The following is a 14,993-nucleotide window of genomic DNA, read 5'->3' as shown; positions in this document are numbered from 1 at the left end:
CATTAAGAAGAAATTAACACTTCTTTTAAGTAAAAAAGCATCTGTTTAATGCCTAAAAAACATTAAATTTGCCCTATAGAATTATGAATAAAAACACACAAAACAAACAACAGGAATCGCCTGATAAAGGCAAATTTTTATCTAAGCCCCGCGTATTTTTCGGGCTTACTTTTATACTTTTTTCGATTATTCTTACTTTTTCATTCGTTTCATACCTAATGAACTGGAAAGCAGATCAGAGCCAGGCAGGAACAATGTTTGACAAGAGTATAAAATCATCAAATCTTTTTGGAAAATTAGGCGACTGGCTAGGAAATATTTTTATTTTCGAGAGTATTGGAGTCGCATCTTTCATTATAGCATTTTTATTTTTGGTTTTCGGAACTATTATCCTGAAAAAGAAAACTTTTAAACCCTGGAAAACAGTTGGTCACTCTTTATTTTTCATTTGCTGGCTGCCGATTTTCTTCGGCGCTGCTTTTACGAAAAATCAGGGAGGTGTTTTAAGCGGGGTTTACGGTTACCAGATTATGGATTCTTTGAATTCGATGATCGGAACTGTGGGGCTTTGGCTGGTTTTGGCGGCAAGTATTGCGTTGTATTTTATTTTGGAATTTAATCTTCGTCCGAGCTCAATTAAATCTAAACTGAATGACATCAACGAAAGCACCATCGGAAAAGTAAAATCGATGATGCCGAGCTCTGATGAAAATTTTGAAGCTGATGATGAATTGATCGAAGAAATCGAAACAACAGATGCAGAAGAAGAGCTACCATCAAAAGTTACAGTAACAGAAGTTGTTGAAAAACCAACCGTAAAATTCACAGAACCCGAACCTGTAAATGTTCCGAAAGGATTTCCTGAAATTCAAGTTCCGGTTTCGACAAATGTGGATACGATCGTTACACCAAATAAGACTTCGTTTGATGATGAGCCTAAAAATGATTTTTCAAATTCAATTAATTTAAATCTTAATACAAAACCTTCGATTCCGACTTCAACTCCGGAACAGGCTTTTGATATGAAGCCATCAACTCCGACAGCAACAGCAGTTGCGCCAAAGGAAGACATTAAATTTAATGTAGAAGTTGCTCCGGTTATCGATGTTTTGGATGAATCCGATAAACAATCTCAGGATTTAGTAAATCAACACGGTCTTTACGATCATAAGCTGGATCTGGCTAAATTCCAGATGCCACCTGTTGATTTGTTGAAAGATTATGGAAACGAAGAAATTTCTATTAATAAAGAAGAATTAGAGGAAAACAAAAATAAAATCGTTGGATTGCTGAAAAACTTTAATGTCGGAATTTCTGAAATTAAAGCAACGATTGGGCCAACTGTAACGTTGTACGAAATTGTTCCAGAAGCAGGAATTCGTGTTGCAGCTATTAAAAAACTGCAAGATGATATTGCTTTGAATCTTTCAGCTTTAGGAATCAGAATTATTGCGCCAATGCCTGGAAAAGGGACAATCGGAATTGAAGTTCCGAGAAAAAATCCTACAATGGTTTCTATGCGTTCGGTAATCGCTTCTCAAAAATTTCAAAATACAGATATGGATTTACCTGTTGTTTTCGGTAAAACAATTTCTAATGAAATTTTCATGGCTGACCTTTCAAAAATGCCTCACTTATTGATGGCGGGTGCAACCGGACAAGGTAAATCTGTTGGTATTAATGCGATTTTAACTTCTCTACTTTATAAAAAACATCCGAGCGAATTGAAATTCGTTATGGTGGATCCTAAAAAAGTAGAACTTTCTTTATATTCAAAAATTGAGAGACATTATTTAGCCAAACTTCCAGATACGGATGATGCGATTATCACAGATACCAATAAAGTAATCAACACGCTGAATTCTCTTTGTATCGAGATGGATACGAGATATGATTTGCTTAAAAATGCTTTCTGTAAAAATTTAAAAGAATACAATAAAAAATTCTCGGAAAGAAAATTAAATCCTGAAAACGGTCACCGATATTTACCTTACATCGTTTTGGTAGTCGATGAGTTTGCAGATTTAATTATGACTGCAGGAAAAGAAGTGGAATTACCCATTGCAAGATTGGCACAGTTGGCAAGAGCGGTTGGAATTCACCTGATTGTTGCAACGCAAAGACCATCTGTAAATGTAATTACAGGTATGATTAAAGCCAATTTCCCTGCAAGAGCGGCATTCAGAGTAATTTCGAGTGTGGATTCGAGAACGATTCTGGATTCTCCGGGTGCAGATCAACTGATTGGTAAAGGAGATATGCTTTATTTTAACGGAAATGAAATTTTAAGACTTCAATGTGCTTTCGTCGATACTCCGGAAGTGGAAAGACTGGCAGAATTTATCGGCGAACAAAAAGGTTATGCATCGGCTTTCCTTCTTCCTGAATATGTTTCTGAGGAATCAACAAGCACAGTCGGAGCTTTTGATCCGAATGAAAAAGATGCTTTGTTTGAGGAGGCTGCGAGAATTATCGTTTCTACTCAGCAGGGTTCGACTTCGATGTTGCAAAGACAATTAAAATTAGGATACAACAGAGCCGGAAGAATTATGGATCAGTTGGAAGCAAGCGGAATTGTAGGTGGATTTAATGGTGCAAAAGCGAGAGAAGTAATCATCAGTGACTTACATTCTTTGGAACAGTTTTTGGAAGATCTGCGTAAATAGAGGGAAAACAACGGTTAATTTAACCTTTCCCTATTGAGAATGTCTAAAATTTAAAGATTTAAATAAAGAAAATGAAAAATATTATTTCAAAAGTTATACTGAGTGGATTTGTAGTTGGAGCTGTGGGATTAACGAGCGCTCAGAAAATTGATGCAAAAGCAAAGAAAATTCTTGACGATATTACAGCAAACTACAACTCTAAAAAGAATACATACTTTAAATTCTCTTTCGGAAGCGGAACAAACGGACAAGTAGGCAAAACAGAACCCGGAATTTATTACGCAGCAGGAGACAAATATAAATTGAAGATCATGGAAACAGAACAGATCTTCGACGGAAATAAAATCTATAACATCAATACAGAAGATATGGAGGTTACAGTTGCAAAGCCTAACGGAAGCAGCTCCATGTTCTCCCCTATTAATTATCTTACGACGTACAGAAACGATTACAACGTAACTTACGAAGGTAAGAAAAGTGTAAACGGCGTGAGTGCAGATTTTATTAAATTAACTCCTATAAAATCAAACGGAATCAAATATGTTTATCTTTTTGTAGATTCCGCAAAAAAACAAATGGTAAAACTGGAGCAACATGGAAATAATAAAGATGTAGCCGTAATTGCCATTAAGGAATACAAGGAAAATCAGGATTTAGACCCAAATATGTTTGTTTTTGATAAGAATAAGTTTAAAAACTACATTGTAACTGAACTTTAAAATATCAAGGCGAATGAGCGAATGAGCTTGTAAGCCAATAAACGAAATCAATTATTATAAAAATTTCATAAAATATAAGAGCTGCAAAGAAAACTTTGTGGCTTTTTGATTAATTTTGGCGAATGTTAAAAATACTAGACCGATATATCATAAAAACCTTCTTTGGACCGTTTTTCTTTATATTCAGCGTATTGTTTTTCATCTTTATTGTAAACATTATCTGGGTTCAGTTGGGGCAGTTTATGGGAAAGGGATTAAGCTACTGGCAAATCATGAAGCTTCTTTTCTATCTTGGAGTAAGCGTAATAAGTATGGTACTCCCACTCACCATTCTTTTGGCAAGTATCATGTCTTTTGGTGAATTTGGGGAACGGTACGAGCTTGCTGCGATGAAGGCTGCCGGAATTTCTTTGACAAGAGTAATGGTTCCGTTGTTGGGTGTAACGACCGTTATGTCGATCATGCTCTACTTTTTCTCTAACAATATCATTCCCGATTTTCAGAGGAAAGCGAAAAATATGCTCTTTAATATTGCCCAAACCAAACCTGCTTTGAACTTTACACCCGGACAATTTATCGATCAAATTCCTGGAAACATGGTGAAATTTGATAAAATAACAGGTGAAAACGGGGAAAATATTGAAGGAGTTTTTCTTCATAAAAAAGCAAGTAATTATGACAATCAACAGACCGTTGTTGCAGAAAAAGGAAAATTTGTACCAGCTGCTAATAAAAATTACTTGAAGCTTGTTCTTTATAACGGCTATGTTTATGATGATAATTTTGCAGGTAGAGGTGAAAATGTTCGTTTAAAACAACCCGATCAGGCAATTAAATTTGATTCATTGACTTCGCATTTCGACATTAGCGAAATCATTAATAAAGCAATTGAAGAAGAAAAAATTACAGACGATTACCGTTTCCAGACTTTCAATCAATTGAATACAACGATTGATAAAACGAAAAAGGACAACGATAAGTTTTTCAATAATGTAAATAACGATGTGTTGAGCCAGACCAATTCTGTAATCAGTTATATGGATACAAAACAGAATAAAATGAAGGCAAAAGCAAAACAGTTGTTAAAACTGGATACTGTAAAAAGTGATAAAAAATTAGAAATCATTAATAATGCTTACAGCAGATTAGACAATTTAAAAAATACGGTTGATGCCAAAAATAATGAGATCAGTCCCGGAGTAAAATATTACAGCAAAGTCGTGATTTATCAACAAAGAATCGTGACTTATTCCTTCACTTGTATTATTTTCTTTTTGATTGGAGCTAGTTTGGGATCTATCATCAGAAAAGGTGGAATGGGACTTCCGGTGATTATCGCGATCGTTATTTTCATTATATTCTACGTCATCAATGTAGGAACCGAAAACATGGCATGGTCTGGGAAATTAAATCCTTATCTAGCCGCATGGATTCCGAATATTATACTCTTCCCTTTCGGAGTTTGGATGACGTACAAAGCACTTACAGATTCGCAGTTATTTGACGCTGAAAAATATAAAGCTTTCTTCAAACCAATTACCAAATTGTTTGTAAAGAAAGAAGAACATAAGAGATATCAATAAATATTTTAAACCTTAAATAATAAAGATTCAGAATTTTCTGGATCTTTTTTTGTGGTATTTGAAATTTTTTAGTTTAAATCATATTTAATTATAAAAATTTATATTTGCGAGAATTTAAAATCGAGTTATGAAGAAATTATTACTTATTGGCTTATTAAGCTTAGCTTCCTTCAACGCTTATGCACAGGAAGATAATTCCGAATACGAAATGAGAGTTGGCGAAAAAATGGGCTACATTATCGATAAAAGCGGAAAACAAATCGAAGGTATTGTAAGATTAGCAGGTGACGATTATAATCCTTGGACGAACCAAAAGAAGGTAAAATTCATCGCTTCAACGGACATCGACAAATCAAAAAAGAAACAAAAATTCAAGACTTTTGATTCTGATGATTTGAAAGGTTACATGGCAATCGACAACAATACGGAAAGACGTTTTGAGGCGATAAAATACACCAACACAAAAGAAGCTTACAATACACAAAACGGTGGTTTGAGCGGTGGTTTGAAAGCATTCAACAATCTTACAAAAAGTACTTTGTTTGCAGAATTGGTTGCTGACGGAAAAATTAAAGTCTATAAAGTTTACGGTTTTCCAACAACATTTTCTGCAGGCGGACAAGTTTCTGTGGCGGAGGAAGAGACAAAGAGAATGAGAGAAAATCCTTCTTATGTTTATTCTAAAAAAGGTGGCAAACCGGAAGAATTGTCTGTTTCAAAAGCAAAGATAATTGTTGCAGATTGTCCTGTTGTAAAAGCTAAAGTTACAAGCGGAGAATACGGATCGCTAAAAGAGGACAAAAAGAAAAGAACAGGTTTAGGAAAATTTATTAAAAATGAAATCGATAATGCGATGTCTGATAATCTTTCTATCGTAAACGAAGTGATCTACGATTACAACGAAAATTGTAAATAATTAAATTAAAAATAAAACAAAAGCAGTTTCAAAATTGAAGCTGCTTTTTTTAATTTAAAACTATATTTTTACAAAACTAAAATCACCAAAATCATCTATCAATATGAAAATCATTCCTATCATTTTGAGTTTAACCTTATTTATTTCATGTAAAAAGGAAGATTCAAAAAACATTCAAAAAAATTTATCAAAAGACAGTTTAACAGTTAAAAACGAATCGATTTCAGTTCAAAATGATTCTATTAAAACAATTGATGATATTAAGAAAGAATACGGTAATCTGAATACTCTTTTAGCTTCAAAAAAATTGGATTCAACAAAATTAAATTACAACTGTGACCAAACAGAAAGAGAAGGCGAAATTGTTTTCTATTATCAGGATAAAAAGCTTAAAATAGTAAAAGATTTTTACTCCGAACACAGTCATTTTTCATCATCAACGAAATATTTTATTAAAGATGATAAAGTCTTTTTTATTTTTAAAGATGAAACAGTTTGGGGTTTTGATGGCGGAACTTCCGAAAATCCTGAAACGAAGGATGATATTAATGAAAAACGAATTTATATTTTAAATAATAAAGCAATCCAATGTCTTGAGAAAAATTATTCAATACAATCCAAAGGAAAAAATCAAGATCCAAACTCAATTGCTAATAAAGACACGAAATGCGACATTTCTGAGCTGATGAAAAACTATTACTTAATCCTCAAAAATAAAGACAAAAAAGGCGAAATCAAATGCCTATAAAAGCAAAAGCGGTCTCAAAAGAAACCGCTTTTTATATTTTCAAAACATGAAATTATACTTTCATAATTTCAGCTTCTTTTACTTTTAAGTGATCGTCACAAGTTTTCACATATTTATCTGTAAGAACCTGAATATCTCCTTCGATCCCTTTGATAAGGTCTTCAGAAACACCATCCAATTTTTTAAGTTCTTTCAAACCATTCTGTCTTGCATTTCTTACAACGATTTTTGTATCTTCTGTTTCGCTTTTAGCTTGTTTTGCCAATTCTTTTCTTCTTTCCTCCGTCAAAGGTGGAACGTTTAGGATAATATTAACCCCGTTATTTGAAGGAGCAAAACCTAAGTTTGAATTGATGATCGCTTTCTCGATATCATTGATCGCTTTCGCATCCCAAGGTTGAATAGAAATCGTCATCGCATCCGGAATAGAAACGTTTGCAACTTGGTTGATCGGAGTCATTGCTCCATAATATTCCACCATAACATCCTGAACCATCGCTGTAGACGCACGTCCTGCTCTGATTCTTTGAAATGCATGATCCAAGTGCTTAATAGCTGCTTCCATGTCCTGTTGTACAGACTCTACTATAAGATCTAATTCTTCCATTATATATATAAAATTTGAATAATTACACATAATTATAAGTGATAAGTAATTGGTAATAAGTAATAATTTTAGATGCTTAAACCTCTGAACCTAAGCCCTAAAATCTATCACCTGCAACCTAAACTACAAATCAACTAAAGTACCAACATTCTCTCCGTCCACGATTTTTTCAAGGTTTCCATCTTTGTTCATATCAAAAACAATGATCGGAAGCTTGTTTTCGTGGCTTAAAGTAAATGCCGTCATATCCATTACTTTTAAGTTTTTAGCATAAACTTCGTCGAAAGATAATGAATTATATTTTACTGCGTCTGCATTTTTTTCAGGATCGCTGTCGTAGATACCGTCTACTCTGGTTCCTTTCAAAATAACGTCTGCGTCGATTTCGATTGCTCTTAATGTCGCTGCAGTATCTGTTGTAAAATAAGGGTTTCCAGTTCCTGCTCCAAAGATTACTACTCTACCTTTTTCAAGGTGTCTTACTGCTCTTCTTTTGATGAATGGTTCAGCAACTTTGTCCATTTCGATCGCAGATTGAAGTCTCGTTTTCACTCCCGCATCTTCCAAAGCGCCTTGCAGAGCCATTCCATTAATTACGGTTGCAAGCATTCCCATATAATCTCCCTGTACTCTATCCATTCCTTTTGCTGCACCAGCTACTCCACGGAAAATATTTCCTCCTCCAATTACGATGGCAACTTCACAGCCTTTATCCACTACTGTTTTTATTTCCGCTGCATATTCCTGTAGCCTTTCAGTATCAATACCATATTGTCTGTTACCCATTAAGGCTTCACCACTTAGTTTCAGAAGGATTCTTTTATATTTCATCTTTATTTTAAATAACTTTTTTTCGTTAGAGTAAATTGTCAAAATTTGACTTTGCAAATATAATCATTAATAGGGATGATTTTTAATTCTGCAGTAAATTTTTAAATGATCTATTTTGGACTGCTTTAACTAAACCTTCAAGGTTTAATGTTCCATGAAATCTCCTAGCTAGCAAAATAAAACCCCTATTTTCACAAAACTTAAATATTTACGTATAAATAATGTAAGAAATATTTTGAAAAGTACGAAAAAGGATTATTTTTGCATTAATAATAATCTGAATTGAAGAAAATTGTCATTTTTTCATTATTTCTATCAGGAATTGTTTCTTATGCACAAACAGGAACAAATGTTTATCCGTTCTTAAATATTCCTGTTTCTGCGAGACAGGCGGCTTTAGGAGGAGATGCAATTTCTATAAGAGATCATGATGTTTCCTTTGCCATTGCAAACCCGTCTTTGCTGAATAAAGACTCTGATAACCAACTTTCCGTGAACGCTACGGCTTATCTTGCCGACTCCAAATATGGAACCATCGCTTATGCAAAAGACTTTGATAATGGTCATATGGCTACGATCAATGCACGATACATGAGCTATGGAGATATTCCAAGAACAGACGAAAGCGGTTTCGAAAACGGAACATTCAAAGCTTCTGATGTAGCCATCGGAGCAGGATATGCTTATCAATTCGAAGAAGATTGGACGATCGGTGGAGGTTTGAATTTCATTACTTCAAAAATTGATAATTATACTTCTTCTGCCATTGCAGGGAATGCTGGAATTACATATCACAACAAGAAAAATAAGGAAACGGCATCTTTAGTTTTCAGAAATTTTGGATATCAATTTAATTCATTCAACGGAACAAGAGAAAATCTGCCATTCCGTGTAGATTTAGGGTATACTAGAATTTTAAAGGTAATTCCATTGGCAATAACCATTACTGCCCACGATTTGCAGGAATTTAATATCTCTTCTCAATACAATGTAAATGGACAGGAAGTAAATGCCGGAAGAAAAATTGCCGATCACTTCTCAGTTGGTGCAGAATTGTTCCCGGAAAAAGGATTCAATATTCGATTGGGTTATAATGTAAAAAGAGGAAACGAATTGGCAGTTGCAGACCAAAGAAACTTCTCAGGACTTTCGGCAGGATTTGGAATTAAGCTTTCTAGATTCAGAATAGATTATGCTCACGTCAGATATCATAATTCTTCGAATGTCAATCAGATAGGAGTTTCCATAGATCTTACAAGCCATGCCGGAGAATAATAAAAACAATAAAAGATTTTAATCACAGATGTTTGCGTAAATCTAGCCACTAGAAAAAATCATAGTACAAGGAAAATCTGTGGCTAATAAAAATCAAAATAACCAATCTTCTTAATTGTCTAATTTTAAGAAGATTTAGAACTAAAATGCTAAAAAACCTTAAGAAATATCTTAAGGTTTTCTTGATTTTTAAGAAAAATTCTTGAAATTTGCGGTATGAAAAAACCTGTAATTGCGATCGACGGGTACTCGTCTACCGGAAAAAGTTCTATATCTAAAGTCATTGCTTCAAAGCTCGGACTTATTCATCTGGATACAGGTGCGCTTTACAGAGGGGTAACTTGGTTTGCGCTTCAGAATTGTCTTAATGATGATGGTTCTATTAATTTAAATCAATTATTTTCATCCTTTGGCGAAATCGAACTTGAATTTAAAAATGATAATGGAGAGCTCGTTCTTTTCCTTAATCATATAGATATTTCTAAAGCCATTCGCACCAATGAGGTTTCCGACAACGTAAGTTTGGTAGCAAAACAAAAGGAAGTAAGAGATTTTCTTTTGGAGTCTCAGCGCAATTTGGCAGAAAAAGGAGGCATCATTATGGACGGACGTGACATCGGGACAGTAGTTCTGCCAAATGCGGACTACAAATTTTTCCTGACAGCAAGTATTGATGAGAGGACAAAAAGACGTTATCACGAGCTAATCAGCCTTAACATTAAAGCCGATGAACAGCAGGTAAAAGAAAACCTTATCATTCGCGATAAGATTGATAGTGAGAGAGAAATAGCTCCTTTAAGACAAGCCGAGGATGCCATTGTAATTGACAATACTAACCTGACTAAACAGGAAACGATCGAGAGTATTCTATCTCACATTCAAAAGATTTAACATTTTTTAATAGAAAGTATCATCCTTTGGTATATTAATTGTACAGTTTAAGACAGAAAAAACTAATATTATTTTAACTATTAAAAAAAACGAAAATGTCTAGAAAAAACAATACAGCGGGTATTTTGGCAGGCCTTCTTGCAGGTGCTGCGGCAGGTGTAATTTTAGGAATGCTTTATGCTCCAGAAGAAGGTAAAGAAACTAGAAAGAAGATAAAAACTAAAGCAAACGATCTTAAAGATCAGGCTAAAAACAAATACGGAGAAGTTTCTGAAAAAGTAAAAGATCAATATGACAATATTTCTTCAACTTTCAAAGAAACAGCGAGCAATGTTGCTCATACAATGAAAGATGGATATGATAAATACAAAGATCAAATCGTTTCTAAAACTGCAGACGTAGTAAAGAATGTAGAATCAGAATTGAACGATCTAAAAAAATAATAATTTATTTTTTAGGTAAATTATGAGAAGGAACTTTATAAACGAAAGTTCCTTTTTTTGTAACTTTAAAAAAAAGACAATGATTGAAACTATTAAAGAATATGCGACCAAGAGAATAGACCTCCTGAAAATTGAAGCTACTGAAAAGTCCTCTCTCTCTGCAGGAATGATAGCTTATCTTGTCGTAATGCTTGTTGCCTTTGGTTTTTTCATTATACTGTTCAATTTCGGAATCGCGTTCCTGATAGGAAGAGCTTTGGGCGATCATTCCTATGGATTCTTAATTGTAGCTGCATTTTATCTTTTAGTAATGATTTTAATCGTTATATTCAAAAAAAGAATCGTAAATTATGTAGCAGATCAGGTTATTAAATTTTTAAATCATTAAACTATGGGCAGAAAGTATGAGAGCTTAGAGGAACTAAGAAGAAAGAAAAAATTGTTGAAAGAAGAAATCGACGGTTTGGAGAATCTTTTGACATTCAAGAATACGAAAGAAAGTTTGAGTGCATTCACCAATGGTTTAACAGATCAGTATCTGCAGGAAAAAGTAGATGAAGATGGTGATGAAAAAGTGGTGATAAGAAAAGACGTAATTGCAAAACAGATCACTTCCGAAATAAAAGGTGCTCTTATTAACAAAAATACGGTTGCAGGTATTGCAGGTTCTGCTTTCAAGGGCGATGCGATGGATATTGTAATTAATTTAGCCGTAACAACATTGGTTGGAAGCTATGCAAAGAAAAACATGAAAAGCTCCAACTGGAAAAAGAAACTCATTGGCGCTGCCATGATCTACCTCGCTCCTATTGCATTGAAATTTGTGCGAAAAAAATTAGAAACTTACCAGAAAAATAAAAGCGTTTCGAGTATGGAACAGCTTATCTAATTTGTTTTAGAGTTTTAGAGTCGAAGGATTTTAAGTTTAATATAACCCAAATACTCCCGCTCTAAAACTCTATAACTCTAAGACTCAACATCAGAATCAAACTCGGAAAAGCTGCCCCAGAATAATTCCGGCAGCCATAGAAACATTCAGGCTTTCTGTGGACTGTGATTTTCCGAATCTTGGAATCATTACACTTTTTTGAAGAAGTTTTTCCGTTTCCGGACGCATTCCATTTCCTTCATTTCCTAAGATTAGATTGATCTTTTCAGGTTTTTCAAAATTGTAAATATTTTCCCCATCCATATCGGTTCCTATGTTTACATTTTCTGTTTTTGAGAGATATTCAACAAGATTAGTATAAACCATATTCACCCTTGTAAAAGATCCCATACTTGCCATAATTACCTTTGGATTATAGAAATCTACAGTATCTTCGCTGCAGATAATCTGTTCAATTCCAAACCAGTCTGCCAAACGAATGATAGTTCCCAAATTTCCCGGATCCTGGATTCCATCCAACACCAATTGAATGTTTTTATCATCAAATTTTTCCTCTTCATTCAGATAACAAACCGCTACTGAATCTTTCGGATGTTGAAGAAAACTAATTTTTTTCAACTCATTTTCAGAGATATGGGTAATGGGCACATCTGTACGGCCCAATTTTTGCGGATCGGTAGAAAATATTTCCTTAATTTTAAAACTGGAATCGAAAAGTTCACAAATGATTTTATTACCTTCAACCAAAAACAAATTGTATTTTTGTCTGAACTTCTTTTTATCTAAAGATTGTAAAACTTTTATTGTATGAGCTGTAAGCATTATAAGAATTCTCCTCAAAAGTATTATAAAATTATATCATTTGCAACATTTGTGGGTCTACTTTATGCTTGTAGTACTACGAAGAAAGTTCCGGATGGTGAATATCTGCTTACCAAAAATAGTTTTGAATTCGAAGATAAAAAAGAGCCTTTCGACAGCGAACTGAAAAGCTATGTTCAGCAAAAGCCCAATAAGAGGCAGTTTCTTTTCATGCCTTTAAGTTTGTGGCTGTACAATGCAGCCAATCCAAAATACGACACCCTTCTCAACGAATACATGACGTATCCTAATGAATTGAGAGATCAAAAATTAAGAGATTCTCTTTTCGTTAAATATGATATGAAAAGTAGTGTTGGAAAAAGCCTATTCTTTGATAGATTGTATCACAGTTGGGGATCTGCTCCGGTTATTCTGGATCAGACAAAAACAGAAAAAGGTGCAGAATCTATCGAAAAAAGACTAACTTATCGTGGATATTGGGATGCAGAAGTAAGATTCAAACAAGACCTTGATTCTGCTGCGAAAAAAGCAGCCGTTACGTATTTTATTACGCACAAAGATCCAACCTATATTAAAGAATATTATTACAATATTACCGATCCTGTTGTTAAAAATATTTATCAGCAAAAGCTTAGTGAAAGTTTGGTGAGGCAAGGAAATATTCTGGATCAAACCGTGCTTGAAAAAGAAGTTACAAGGATTAATGATCTCATGAGAGATTATGGATATTATCGTTTTAACAGTCTTGGAGATGAAATTTATTTCGTTGCCGATTCACTGAAAAGCAAAAAACAAGTTCCTTTAACGCTTGAAATTCATAAAGATTCTTTAGATAGACCGTACAAAAAAGCAACAATCGGAAATATTGATGTCGCGATTGTTGATGAGATGAGCGATTATCCAAGGCATACAAGAACTGATAGCTTAAGAGGAATCAGATTTCATAAGTCGAATAATAAATACGACTCAAGAGCGATTTGGCGCGGAATTACAGTTGGGCATAAGCAAGTGTATGATCAGAAAAAACTGGATCTTACCAAAAGGAATTTATTGTCTATGAATAACTTCAGCATTCTTAAATCAAGAGATTCTTTAAGACATGGCGGAGGAACAACACCCAATGACAGTATCGTAGATGTGATGTACATTTTGAAACCGCTTCCTAAATATGAGTTAAAAGTTGGTACAGATATCAATTATTCACAACTTTTAAATCTAGGAGTTTCGCCTTCTATTGATCTTACAACAAGAAATATTTTTGGAGGCGCAGAAAACCTTTCCACGAGTTTGGCGGGTACATTTGGCTCAATCCGAAGCACAAAAGATATCAGCAGCAGGGTTTTAGCATACGAAATATCTGCTCAGGCTTCTTTGAACTTTCCGAGACTGCTTTTACCATTCGATTATTATAAATTATTACCTAAGAGATACAGCCCTACTTCATCAATTGTTTTAGGAGCTTCGGTTCAGAATAATATCGGTCTGGGAAGGGTAAACTTTAATACAGGTTTAAATTATTTAGCAACTGTAAATGATAGGGTTTCCCACAGATTAACACTTTTCAACACGCAGTTGAGTTTAACTAAAAATAAATCAGCGTATTACGATTATTTTGTAAATGATAATGAAATTCGAAAAGAGATTTTTAATGATTATTTCATTCACGATCCTGCAACAGGGCAAAAGTTTGCTGCTGGATTACTAACCATCGATCAGGTATCTCAACAAATCACAGAAGATATTGATTATCAAGACGGATTAGATCAAACCGGTATCGATCGTTATACTGCATTCATCGGAACTTTGGTAAATAAAGACAGACAAACTCAGGATGTTTTGATCTCTTCTTTGATCTACAATTTTGTATATAACGAAATTGGAAAAAAAGATTATCCTAATGCTTTCTATTTTAATGGAAAAGTGGAATTAGCAGGAAATGTTTTCAGTATTTTCAATCAGAAAAGAAATGATGGAGGAATCGTAACAAGCCCTGAAAGAACTATTTTTGGAATTCCTTATGCCCAATTTGTTAAGTTTGATTTTGATATCAGAAAATATTTTAAATTTAGCAATAACACATTGGTTTTGCGACAGTTTGTAGGAGTTGGAATTCCTTATGGAAACTCTTCCAATATGCCTGTTATTCGGTCTTATTTTAATGGTGGATCAAATGACATCAGAGCTTGGGTTGCTTTTGGAGGTCTTGGACCTGCAGATTCTCAGGTTGATGAAAGAGTTCGTACTTATATGACGGATAATTTAAAACTAACTACAAATATCGAATTCAGAGTTCCTTTTAATGATATGTATGAAGGTGCACTTTTCACAGATATCGGGAATACATGGAGTCTTAAAAACTATAATGACGGTTATGGTGATGAGTTTAAATTTAATAAATTCTTAGGTCAGATGGGTATTGGTAGTGGATTTGGATTGAGAGTAAATGTTGCCTACATCACTTTAAGATTAGATCTAGCCTATAAAATGTATGATCCGAACAAACCTGATGGTGACAGATGGAGATTAAAATATTTCCAACCATTTAAACCTACATTAAATATCGCATTTGGATATCCGTTCTAAAAACTAATAAAATAAACATA

General features: G+C 34.0%; 14 protein-coding genes. 11 read left to right on the top strand and 3 right to left on the bottom strand.

Features of this window, described 5'->3' with window-relative positions:
• Positions 1-83 precede the first annotated feature (83 nt).
• From ACKX2A_RS01175 to ACKX2A_RS01155, 5 genes are all read left to right on the top strand, one after another.
• A complete protein-coding gene (locus tag ACKX2A_RS01175; protein ID WP_415327194.1) occupies positions 84-2,666 on the top strand; it encodes a DNA translocase FtsK 4TM domain-containing protein in 2,583 nt (860 codons plus the stop codon).
• A 71-nt stretch (positions 2,667-2,737) separates the two neighbouring features.
• Entirely contained in the window at positions 2,738-3,385 is a 648-nt protein-coding gene (locus tag ACKX2A_RS01170) for a LolA family protein (protein WP_415327193.1), read from the top strand.
• Positions 3,386-3,507: 122 nt separating this feature from the next.
• Positions 3,508-4,968 (top strand): LptF/LptG family permease, encoded by a 1,461-nt coding sequence (locus ACKX2A_RS01165; protein WP_415327192.1) that lies wholly within the window; start codon positions 3,508-3,510, stop codon positions 4,966-4,968.
• 127 nt (positions 4,969-5,095) lie between these two features.
• Positions 5,096-5,884: a hypothetical protein gene (locus ACKX2A_RS01160; protein ID WP_415327191.1), complete on the top strand. Its 789-nt coding sequence runs from the start codon at positions 5,096-5,098 to the stop codon at positions 5,882-5,884.
• A gap of 103 nt (positions 5,885-5,987) precedes the next feature.
• Positions 5,988-6,632, top strand: a complete 645-nt coding sequence (locus tag ACKX2A_RS01155) for a hypothetical protein (RefSeq protein WP_415327190.1) — start codon at positions 5,988-5,990, stop codon at positions 6,630-6,632.
• A 52-nt stretch (positions 6,633-6,684) separates the two neighbouring features.
• Here the strand turns inward: ACKX2A_RS01155 and frr are convergent, their stop codons facing one another.
• On the bottom strand, positions 6,685-7,239 hold the full coding sequence (gene frr / locus ACKX2A_RS01150; RefSeq protein ID WP_415327189.1) for a ribosome recycling factor: 555 nt from the start codon (positions 7,237-7,239) through the stop codon (positions 6,685-6,687).
• A gap of 123 nt (positions 7,240-7,362) precedes the next feature.
• On the bottom strand, positions 7,363-8,070 hold the full coding sequence (pyrH, locus tag ACKX2A_RS01145; RefSeq protein WP_415327188.1) for a UMP kinase: 708 nt from the start codon (positions 8,068-8,070) through the stop codon (positions 7,363-7,365).
• Positions 8,071-8,352: 282 nt separating this feature from the next.
• Here pyrH and porQ point away from each other — a divergent pair, with 282 nt between their 5' ends.
• The 5 genes from porQ to ACKX2A_RS01120 all read left to right on the top strand — a co-directional run bounded on the left by porQ (position 8,353) and on the right by ACKX2A_RS01120 (position 11,568).
• The gene (gene porQ, locus ACKX2A_RS01140; RefSeq protein WP_415327187.1) at positions 8,353-9,345 is read left to right on the top strand and encodes a type IX secretion system protein PorQ; all 993 of its coding nucleotides are present in this window, start codon (positions 8,353-8,355) and stop codon (positions 9,343-9,345) included.
• A 216-nt stretch (positions 9,346-9,561) separates the two neighbouring features.
• The gene (cmk, locus tag ACKX2A_RS01135; protein WP_415327186.1) at positions 9,562-10,236 is read left to right on the top strand and encodes a (d)CMP kinase; all 675 of its coding nucleotides are present in this window, start codon (positions 9,562-9,564) and stop codon (positions 10,234-10,236) included.
• A 95-nt stretch (positions 10,237-10,331) separates the two neighbouring features.
• A complete protein-coding gene (locus tag ACKX2A_RS01130) occupies positions 10,332-10,679 on the top strand; it encodes a YtxH domain-containing protein (protein ID WP_415327185.1) in 348 nt (115 codons plus the stop codon).
• Positions 10,680-10,758: 79 nt separating this feature from the next.
• Positions 10,759-11,067, top strand: a complete 309-nt coding sequence (locus tag ACKX2A_RS01125) for a phage holin family protein (protein WP_415327184.1) — start codon at positions 10,759-10,761, stop codon at positions 11,065-11,067.
• Between the two features lie 3 nt (positions 11,068-11,070).
• A complete protein-coding gene (locus ACKX2A_RS01120; protein ID WP_415327183.1) occupies positions 11,071-11,568 on the top strand; it encodes a phosphoribosyl-ATP pyrophosphatase in 498 nt (165 codons plus the stop codon).
• A gap of 96 nt (positions 11,569-11,664) precedes the next feature.
• On the opposite strand, the gene ACKX2A_RS01115 is transcribed toward ACKX2A_RS01120, so the two are convergent.
• Positions 11,665-12,390, bottom strand: a complete 726-nt coding sequence (locus ACKX2A_RS01115) for a TrmH family RNA methyltransferase (RefSeq protein ID WP_415327182.1) — start codon at positions 12,388-12,390, stop codon at positions 11,665-11,667.
• Here ACKX2A_RS01115 and ACKX2A_RS01110 point away from each other — a divergent pair.
• The gene (locus tag ACKX2A_RS01110; RefSeq protein ID WP_415327181.1) at positions 12,376-14,973 is read left to right on the top strand and encodes a BamA/TamA family outer membrane protein; all 2,598 of its coding nucleotides are present in this window, start codon (positions 12,376-12,378) and stop codon (positions 14,971-14,973) included. The genes ACKX2A_RS01115 and ACKX2A_RS01110 overlap by 15 nt on opposite strands.
• Positions 14,974-14,993 lie beyond the last annotated feature (20 nt).

This window comes from Chryseobacterium sp. MMS23-Vi53 (genome assembly GCF_047651245.1).
Lineage (GTDB): Bacteria > Bacteroidota > Bacteroidia > Flavobacteriales > Weeksellaceae > Chryseobacterium.
This window is presented reverse-complemented; position numbering and strand designations above follow the sequence as displayed.

Coding starts and splice junctions, on each gene's coding strand:
- ACKX2A_RS01175 (WP_415327194.1), top strand. CDS start 84: ATGAATAAAAACACACAAAACAAACAACAGGAATCGCCTGATAAAGGC.
- ACKX2A_RS01170 (WP_415327193.1), top strand. CDS start 2,738: ATGAAAAATATTATTTCAAAAGTTATACTGAGTGGATTTGTAGTTGGA.
- ACKX2A_RS01165 (WP_415327192.1), top strand. CDS start 3,508: ATGTTAAAAATACTAGACCGATATATCATAAAAACCTTCTTTGGACCG.
- ACKX2A_RS01160 (WP_415327191.1), top strand. CDS start 5,096: ATGAAGAAATTATTACTTATTGGCTTATTAAGCTTAGCTTCCTTCAAC.
- ACKX2A_RS01155 (WP_415327190.1), top strand. CDS start 5,988: ATGAAAATCATTCCTATCATTTTGAGTTTAACCTTATTTATTTCATGT.
- frr (WP_415327189.1), bottom strand. CDS start 7,239: ATGGAAGAATTAGATCTTATAGTAGAGTCTGTACAACAGGACATGGAA.
- pyrH (WP_415327188.1), bottom strand. CDS start 8,070: ATGAAATATAAAAGAATCCTTCTGAAACTAAGTGGTGAAGCCTTAATG.
- cmk (WP_415327186.1), top strand. CDS start 9,562: ATGAAAAAACCTGTAATTGCGATCGACGGGTACTCGTCTACCGGAAAA.
- ACKX2A_RS01130 (WP_415327185.1), top strand. CDS start 10,332: ATGTCTAGAAAAAACAATACAGCGGGTATTTTGGCAGGCCTTCTTGCA.
- ACKX2A_RS01125 (WP_415327184.1), top strand. CDS start 10,759: ATGATTGAAACTATTAAAGAATATGCGACCAAGAGAATAGACCTCCTG.
- ACKX2A_RS01120 (WP_415327183.1), top strand. CDS start 11,071: ATGGGCAGAAAGTATGAGAGCTTAGAGGAACTAAGAAGAAAGAAAAAA.
- ACKX2A_RS01110 (WP_415327181.1), top strand. CDS start 12,376: ATGAGCTGTAAGCATTATAAGAATTCTCCTCAAAAGTATTATAAAATT.
- ACKX2A_RS01115 (WP_415327182.1), bottom strand. CDS start 12,390: ATGCTTACAGCTCATACAATAAAAGTTTTACAATCTTTAGATAAAAAG.